At 64.7% G+C, this 8,036-nt stretch carries 1 protein-coding gene; it reads left to right on the top strand.

Going from position 1 to position 8,036, the window contains the following annotated elements; all coding sequences use genetic code 11:
* Window positions 1-173 precede the first annotated feature (173 nt).
* Window positions 174-7,712: a hypothetical protein gene (locus ACRWND_RS29610; RefSeq protein ID WP_431954856.1), complete on the top strand. Its 7,539-nt coding sequence runs from the start codon at window positions 174-176 to the stop codon at window positions 7,710-7,712.
* The last annotated feature ends 324 nt before the right edge of the window (window positions 7,713-8,036 follow it).

The following is an 8,036-nucleotide window of genomic DNA, read 5'->3' as shown; positions in this document are numbered from 1 at the left end:
TAGTACCTGCGCGTAGAGTGCGGTGGATTCCTGAGCGCGCCGACTTCCGTAGTCCTGCCTCGGTCAGCAACTGCGTGCCCGAGCGGTATCGGCCGGTCAGGGTGTTTTTCTTGTGGTGTAGTAGCTGATGTGGAGGGATTTCCGATCTCATGGGTCCTCGTAGTCTTGCCCGGATGTGTTTCGAGATGCCCTCGCCCGTGGGGGACGTCCTCACTGGGACCGGTACCCTCGACCCCGCCGATCTCACCGCCTTCATGGCGCACGTCCAGCAAGCGGCCGAGGTCTACCAGGACGTGGTCACCCATCCGCCCCAGGGGATGACGCCGGAACAGGCGCTCAGAGCGCTCACTCGAATCCCCTCCCACCGCCTGACCACCGGCCTCACACGCGACGACCGCGACAGTCTCATCCACACCGCGCACCGCTCCGCCACCATCACCCCGGACGAGCGGCGTCTGACAGCCGAAACCAGAACCCCGGTCGCCCACGGAAGTGGTCCGGCAATCGACGAGAACCAGCCGAATGCGATCCAGGTCATCGCACCGCAGCCCGTGGAAGAGTATCGGACTGAGGGAGACGCAAACAGTGATGAAAATTCCGTCCAGATTCCTCAGCACGAAGCGCATTCGATCGTTATGGCTCGCATCCGGTACGCTGATGCCGCCACAGCGTTCGATGCGAGACTGGGCAGGTATCTAATACTGCGACCTCAGTCGCTGCATGCTGTACGCCAAGCTGTCCTGACTATCGGAACTCTTTTCGAGCAGCGCGCACCCCATCTACTCCCCACCATGGGCGACGCAACACCGGAGGATGCAAGAAGCGGAGATATAGGAACGAGACTCGAGGACATCGCCGCGGCCGCCACATCGGGGAATCTCCGCGAGTTGACGGCCATGCTGTTCAATGTAGTCACCAAGCAAGCCCTGAAAGATTTCATTAAACTTCCCGACAATTCAGATTTTCCGTGGCTCATTCCTGAACGCCAATTCCGGCAGGTGGCCCAGTATCCTACGCCCCGCAAGGTGCGGGCTGAGGGCATAGTCCCTCCGCTGAGCGACCGGGAGAAAGCTACGGCAGGGGGCGTTGACGCTGAGGGCAATTATGTCCTCTGGCATCGGGCCGTAGATTTCATCTCATTGCCGTTCCATGCCCCGCTGCATAAGAATTCCGAGGACACCGGAGGACTTGTGGCGACTGGTTCCTCGGGTTCGTTGTTGCTGATCCTGGAGTCGCTGCACCGTCTGCAGGCTGTTGTCGACGGTCGTTTCAATTTTCCCGAGATAAGACTCGGCTTGATCGGTGCCTTTCTGGTTGGGGGTCACCACACCGCACATGAACTCATGCGGTCCGCAGCTGCGTGGCCCCACGCCGAGCGCTACGGCTTCGGCGCCTACATCGACGGCTGGAGCCGTTACCGCCACCTCTCCCCGATCACCGAAGCGGAACTACGCCGGCACGTCGCCGAGGACGGACTGTTCCCCGATGAGATCGCCCTGGGCATCCCCCACGTGGGCGAGGCCAGTGTCAGTACGGCCGCTAGTGGAATGGATATCCTCCACGCGCTGGGCCTTTCCCCCGAACGCTGGGCAGCGGAACTGGAACGCGATGAGCAGGGCAACCTCCTTCCCGCCTGGCAACCCTCGTCCCCCGATGCCCCAGCCACGAGGCTCGAGCTCTGGTCCCGATTCATGCAGACCTCGCACCGCCTGGGTATCGCCCTGCACCAAGAAGCCTTGACCAAACCATTGGGGAAGAATTCTTCGACCTCGCGTGCATTTCCCAATGCGGCAGGACATGAGTGGGAACTGGCCCGCGCCGATGTGCTGTCCGTCACACCTGAAGCGAAGTCCGTTTATAAGCTCATGAAGGAAGCGGGCCACGATCCGCGCCGCCTGACGCAACGCTTCGACCGCTGGCACCGAGAGGAACGAGCGGGCCACAGGCGCCCACCGGCCCAGCCGAACGCCACCGAGCCTTTCATCGGGATGGCCCTCACCCAAGACGCCTCGAGGGCAGACATGTCACGTCGCGACGCCCAGCCATCGATCCGCCCGAACACCCCCGCATCCAACAGCGCTGCCGGCCGGCGCGAACAACCCCCCTCACCTCACGCGTTCCTGGGCACCCCACGCGGCGCCACCACGCCCCAGCCTGCCGACACCAGCACCACCGGCCCGACCACTACCACCCGAGAGGGCTTGACCGGCCTTTGGCAGCGCGGTGAAGAACCGGTCGCGTTCCTCCGCGAAGCGGTCGATACCGCGGTCAAGCAGACCGCCGCGCGGGCCGGCATAGGAATGGACGCGTTCACCGCCGATCCCAACGTGCTCAACTGCGTCTCCCTCATGGAAGCCCTGCTCGAGCAGTTGCACCCGGCAGAAATCCACGCGGCTCTGCCGGGCCGCCACGCGATCCGCCCGGCCACCTCCGCGGACGACAGCGCCGCCGGCTCCCACCGAGCCGAGGACCGACTCGTTCCGGGCGGAACGTGGATGCCTGTATCGACCGTCGACCAGATCATCACAGCACTGCACCAGGCCGGCCGCGGAAGCACAGCCCTCCTCCTCGAACAAGGAAGGGACGACATCGGGCACGCCCTGCTCTACGCCCACATCGGCACCGACCCGGACACAGGACTGCCCCACATCGTGCGCGTGGACCCCCAGGCGTCCCACACCGTGGAACCACTAAACGATCAGGCTCGACGATGGATTCGGGCCGGACGCGGCACCCGCATGACCGTCATCGACCCCACCGGCCGGGCAGCCGACATCGCCGCCCTCCCCGTCCAACCCCAGTCATCCGCCCCCGCCCAGACCCTGGTCGACGCACCCACGAGCCACCACTACGGCATGGCCAGTACAACCACTTCCCCTCGCCTCGACACCGCAGAACCCGCCAGCACCCAGGACCGGGCAACAACACCGCAGAACCCGGTGCACGACCCGGTACAGCCATTGCGCCAGGGCCCCGAAAGCCACCGATACCTGCTCGACACGAGCATGCTGCCGCCCACCGGCACACCCGAGTACACCGAACACGTCAAGGCCGCGGCAGCCCTGCCGACGCGGCACGCGACCGTTGGCGATGCCGTCGGGGGCCCGGTGACGTTTGCCGATCAGGGCCGCGCGTCTGCGGTGGTCAAGCAGGACCATGCATTCGATACCCCCGATCCTCAGGTGTTGTCACTGTCATCGGACGACCTGTTGTCATACCCACGGCCGCTGGGCCAAAGTGGCGCGTGGGGTGAGCCGGAGCCGGGGTCGGATGCGGCCCGCCTGACAGGGGATGGTAAAGGCTTCGGTGCGTCCGTCGAGTTCGAGGGGGTGTGGGACACCTCCGCCGCGATGAGGGTCGCGCGGGATCTGATCGTTCTGCCTGACGCGGTCGAACGGCCGGTCGCGGTCCGTGCTGAAGCCGCGCGGCTGATCGGGCTGCTGCTGCGGAACGACGACGTCCGGCAACGTGTGGCGGATAGCGGTACGCGGGTCGTGGTGATTCCACGGACCGAGCGGCTTGCAAACGTGGTGGAGTTCACCGGCGCCACCGCCGCGGACAACGGCATCGCGGTGTTCACGCAGGAGATCCCGCCTACGGCCCGTGGCTGGACTGACACCGACCGCAAGCGTGTCGCCATCAGTGAGGAGAACCTGCTTGGCGGCGACACGCCGGAGAACTTGGGGCGCACACATCCGGAGGGCTATTCCTCCGCGCTGCACGAGCTCGCCCACGTGGTCTATGCGTTCGGTCTCACCGACGAACAGCGGGCACGAGTGGTCGCGGCCTTCGACACGCGCACAGCACAAGGCCCGGAGCAGCAGTGGGTGGACGGCCCCTTGCACAACATGGCCGGTCTCCTGGTCGGCAACCACTCCTCGACCAACCCGGCCGAGTACTTCGCCCAAAGCGTCGTGGCCTACTTCAGCGCCAACATCGGTCGTGACGCCACCACCGACCAACACCGCAACAACGGACCGGACTGGATCAAAAGCAACGACGAGCAGCTGCACAAACTGCTGCACCACGTCTTCGGCGAACCCACCCCCCTCCTGAACGCCAACGCCCTCTCCGTCACCCGCCAGGAGGACACCCAATGGGAGGCCCTCCGTGACCACACTGCCCTTGCGGAGGAGCGGAGCCGCGCGACGCAACCACCCTCCTGGGAAGCACTGCGCGACCACACCGCCCCTAGTGAGGAGCGGAGCCGAACGAGGCGACCGCCTTCGATTGAGGCGGTGCGACGGACACTGGGCAAACTCCCGGAGCGTAGTTACCAGGAGCGGATGCACGAGGAAAGGTATTTCTTCGGCCAAGCTTTGGACGCAGTACGCGGGCAATCAGGTGATTGGGTCGCGGATGAAGATGCGCCCTTCGCAGGGCTCACTCCGGAGACGCGTGAGGACATTGAGCGGAATGCGTACAGCTCGCTGTTGAAAGCACGTGAGGGGGTAGCTGACCCATCGGAAACTCCGACAAACTCCGACTTCGACCAGTCGGAAATCCGGCGGAGGTTCGAGAAACGGGTCGCCCTAGCGGTGGAGAAGTGGGCCGCTTTGCAGACCGGGGCGACACGTTACGCGGACAATCCTCACCGCCTGCAGGAGTTGGCTGACCGTCTGGAGCGACGGATTACCACCGGGCAGCCGCTGCTCCAGCCCCGTCCTGGCTTCACAAATCTGCCAGGACGAGTGCAGTTCGGCGCTGAAATTGAATTTGGCATGAGTGGCGCAACCGTTGATGAGCAGCGAGCGGGGGCTGTAGAGGTAGCGAGGCGGCTGCATGAGGCGGGGCTGACCACTCGGCCTGGCATCGATGCCCATCACGCGGCGTATGAGGAGGGATACACCTCCGCTCGTAACGGATGGAAGATCGAGAGGGAATCCTTTCCCTGGCAAACGGAGGTCATCTCCCCAATCCTGACATGGGGAGACCCCCTTGCCTTCCGTGACATGGACAAGGTGTTGGAGATGCTTCGGCAATCCGGCGCCCATGTGCACGATGAATATATGGCTCAGGACAATGACGCTTTAGGGGGACATATTCATGTCAGTACCAGTGGCTACGATCCGGACGGGAAGGCGCTGCGGGCACTTCTGACCCTTAGTGACTCATTTGAAGACGTATTGTTCCGATTGGCCTCTGACTACCATCGTGGCCAACACCGCGGTGTAAACGAGTCTCGGCCCAAGCGGCTCTTCCTTGATTTGGGACCGGAACTGAACGCGCAACAACTCGCCGAGGCTGCGAGAACGAAGCCGGCTATCAGTATTGAGCATCAATACGGCGATCATCGCGACCGCGTGGAATTCAGGCTGTGGGACGGCAGTCTGGATCCCGCGGTCTGGCGTATCCGGGTAATGCTCAGTGTCGCGCTGGTGCAGGCCGGGCTTCGACATGCTCTGGTCGACAACCTTGCGCATCAGTTGCCGAATGAGCCTCTGGGTACCCACGCAGCGGTCTCGTCACCAGGACGCCCGGTCGCAGCCCCTAACGGGGAAATCGTCACCATCCATCAACCATCCCCCGCGGAAGCCCGTTCGGTGCTGGAATTCGTGGACCGATTGTTCACCCGAGACGAGGACAAGGACGAGGTCCTCACTCACTTCCTGCTGGCGCCGTGGGCCCGAGACACAGCCCTTGTCCCGCTGCCGTCGAATGCCCCGGAACTGGCCTGGATCAAACCCGCCACAGCGTTGACCGGATATCGGGTGCGAGACGGTGTCTCGCTGATGTACAATAACGTACCCCTCAGTCTTTTCGCGCGACAGGCTCTGGAGCACCAGCCATATTTCGCCGTCACCACTGAAGCCAGAGTGGAGGGCGATACCAGCGGACAGGCGATTGTCCCCCTCAGCGATACTTATGCTTTCCTGGACGTCACTCCGGCTCAATTCGCCTCGCTCCTTCCGCATCTCGGATGGCAGTCGCACCAGGCACTGGCAGTAGAGTTCTACTACTTTGGGTTGACCGACGGTTTGATGCAGTGGGTCGTCAACCTGAGCGAGATTTTGTCAAGCCCGGTGTACCTGGCGGCTCTGCCGCAGCGGCTGAACGCGCAGAACGCTCAGGGGCTGAGTCGATTCGAGTTGTTCGCCGCCCGGGCACCGCAGGTGGACACCACCGGTGTCTCACTGCCGCACACTCTGTTGCGCCACGTTCCCCGCGGTGTTGACCGAAGAGCACTGCCCGCCCCGGTGGGGTTGTCGTTGATGTCGTTCGATGTGACCGAGCTTGCGGACATCCCGGGGATGGTCGGCGAGTACGGACACCGTCGGGCGGTTTACCAGCGGAGCCTGGCTGACGCGCAAGCGGCCGGCCGATTCGTCGAGTTGCCGGGGGTGAGGCACCTTGAGAACTCAAGCGGGGTGGACGTCTTCCGTGAGGCCGCCGATTCGAGCAGAGCGCGAGAGGAGGAAGCGCTCACCGCGCTGAAACGCTTCGGTGTGCAGCCCGAGGCCGGAAACTCCCAGCTGCTGCACACCGTCACGGAGCAGACCGGCACGGGCGCCGAATTGCTCTCGGCCCGGATGGCCGAGGTGGACGAGTTCTTCGTCCGCACGGTGAACAGCCGGCTGGCGGAGCTGGGGCAGAACGCCGTTTCGCCGCAGCGGGTGCGGGAAGCACTCCAGGAGCTGTCCACCAATCACGGCGTGGCGGTCCTCAAGACCAACCGCGTGTACCGCCAGGAGGCAATCGCCCGGCACCTCGCCGGTACGAGCCGCAACGCCGTCACCGCAGGCGCACCCTTCGGCATCAACGAGGGCCGCGGGATGATCGGTGCTGATGAACACCAGACAGAAGCAACCGTCGACGATATCCGCAACGGTGACAGCGAGATAAAAACTGAGTCGGATGGACCGTTCGTCGATAAAACGATGCGGCACGCGACCGGTGGCGATGCCGTCGGGGTGTCGGTGACGTTTGCTGATCAGGGCCGCGCGCTTGTCGACGAGCCCATCGCATCCGAAGTCCCCGCCGCGACCTCGTCCACGGTCACCGGACCGCCGGCCACGACCCACAGCCAGAGCCGGCAGCGGGCGACCCGCTCGGACGACGCCTCCAGCCGTAGTTCTGCACACACGAACGAGCAACCGGCGGCACCCCGTGCGTTCCTGGACAACCCACGAGGTCTGACCGACAGGCCCCAGGAGGTCAGCACCACCGGCCCGACCGCGGCCCCCCGAAACAGCTCGGCCGACCCGGGGCAACGCAGTGACAAGGCCGACCCGGGGCAGCCCAATGAGAGCACCTCACTGCCCCGGCACACACGTGCCCACAGCGCTCCCCCGCGGCGCTACCAGTGGACTCCGGTCGTGCCCTTCAGGGAGGAGACGGTGCCGGTGGCGACCGGCAGAGCGGGGGTGGGGCTGCCACTGGAGGTGATCCGCCACCCTGCATCGTTCACCGCGCAGGAGATCACCGGCCTGGACGGGGAACTCGCCGAAGGCCTCCAGGCGACAGCGGACAGCGCCGCCCTGGAAACGGCGGTCACCACCGCGACCCGGCAGGCCGCCGAAGCCATCCGACGCAAAATCGCCCACACGCCAGGCTGGGGCATGGACAACACCGACATCCTGGTGTCCGTACCCGCCGAAGGACTCGTCGTGTGGATGATGATCGCCCAGCAACTCGCCAACACCCTCGACCACAGAGTCAAAATCTCCATCGGAAACGAAAAGGAACAACCGATAGAAATCTGTCCGCAGTGAGGGCATCCGCCGGCAGGCAAGGCGGTGGCGGTCAGCCGACGTGAAGTCGCGCCGGAACAGGTCCGGCACCGGCGTGGCGGACGGCTCGGGCAACGTGGTGACCTGACGCTTGCGCAACCGCAGCCCGGCGATACCGAACTTCCGCATTCCCCGCCCTCCGGCGGTGATGGCTGGTGATGGCAGGCAGGGCCCGGGGGTCTGGAGGCAGCGGTGGCGGGGCTGCGCCAGGCCGAGACCGTGGTGAGGCTGGCCCGTCGGCAGTTGAGCGAGGCGATCGTCGCTGCGGTGCAGCCCGAGTTCATCAGTCGATGGGCACATGAGCCG

It is taken from the genome of Actinacidiphila sp. bgisy167 (genome assembly GCF_965342175.1).
GTDB lineage: Bacteria > Actinomycetota > Actinomycetes > Streptomycetales > Streptomycetaceae > Actinacidiphila.
This window is presented reverse-complemented; position numbering and strand designations above follow the sequence as displayed.

Coding starts and splice junctions, on each gene's coding strand:
- ACRWND_RS29610 (WP_431954856.1), top strand. CDS start 174: ATGTGTTTCGAGATGCCCTCGCCCGTGGGGGACGTCCTCACTGGGACC.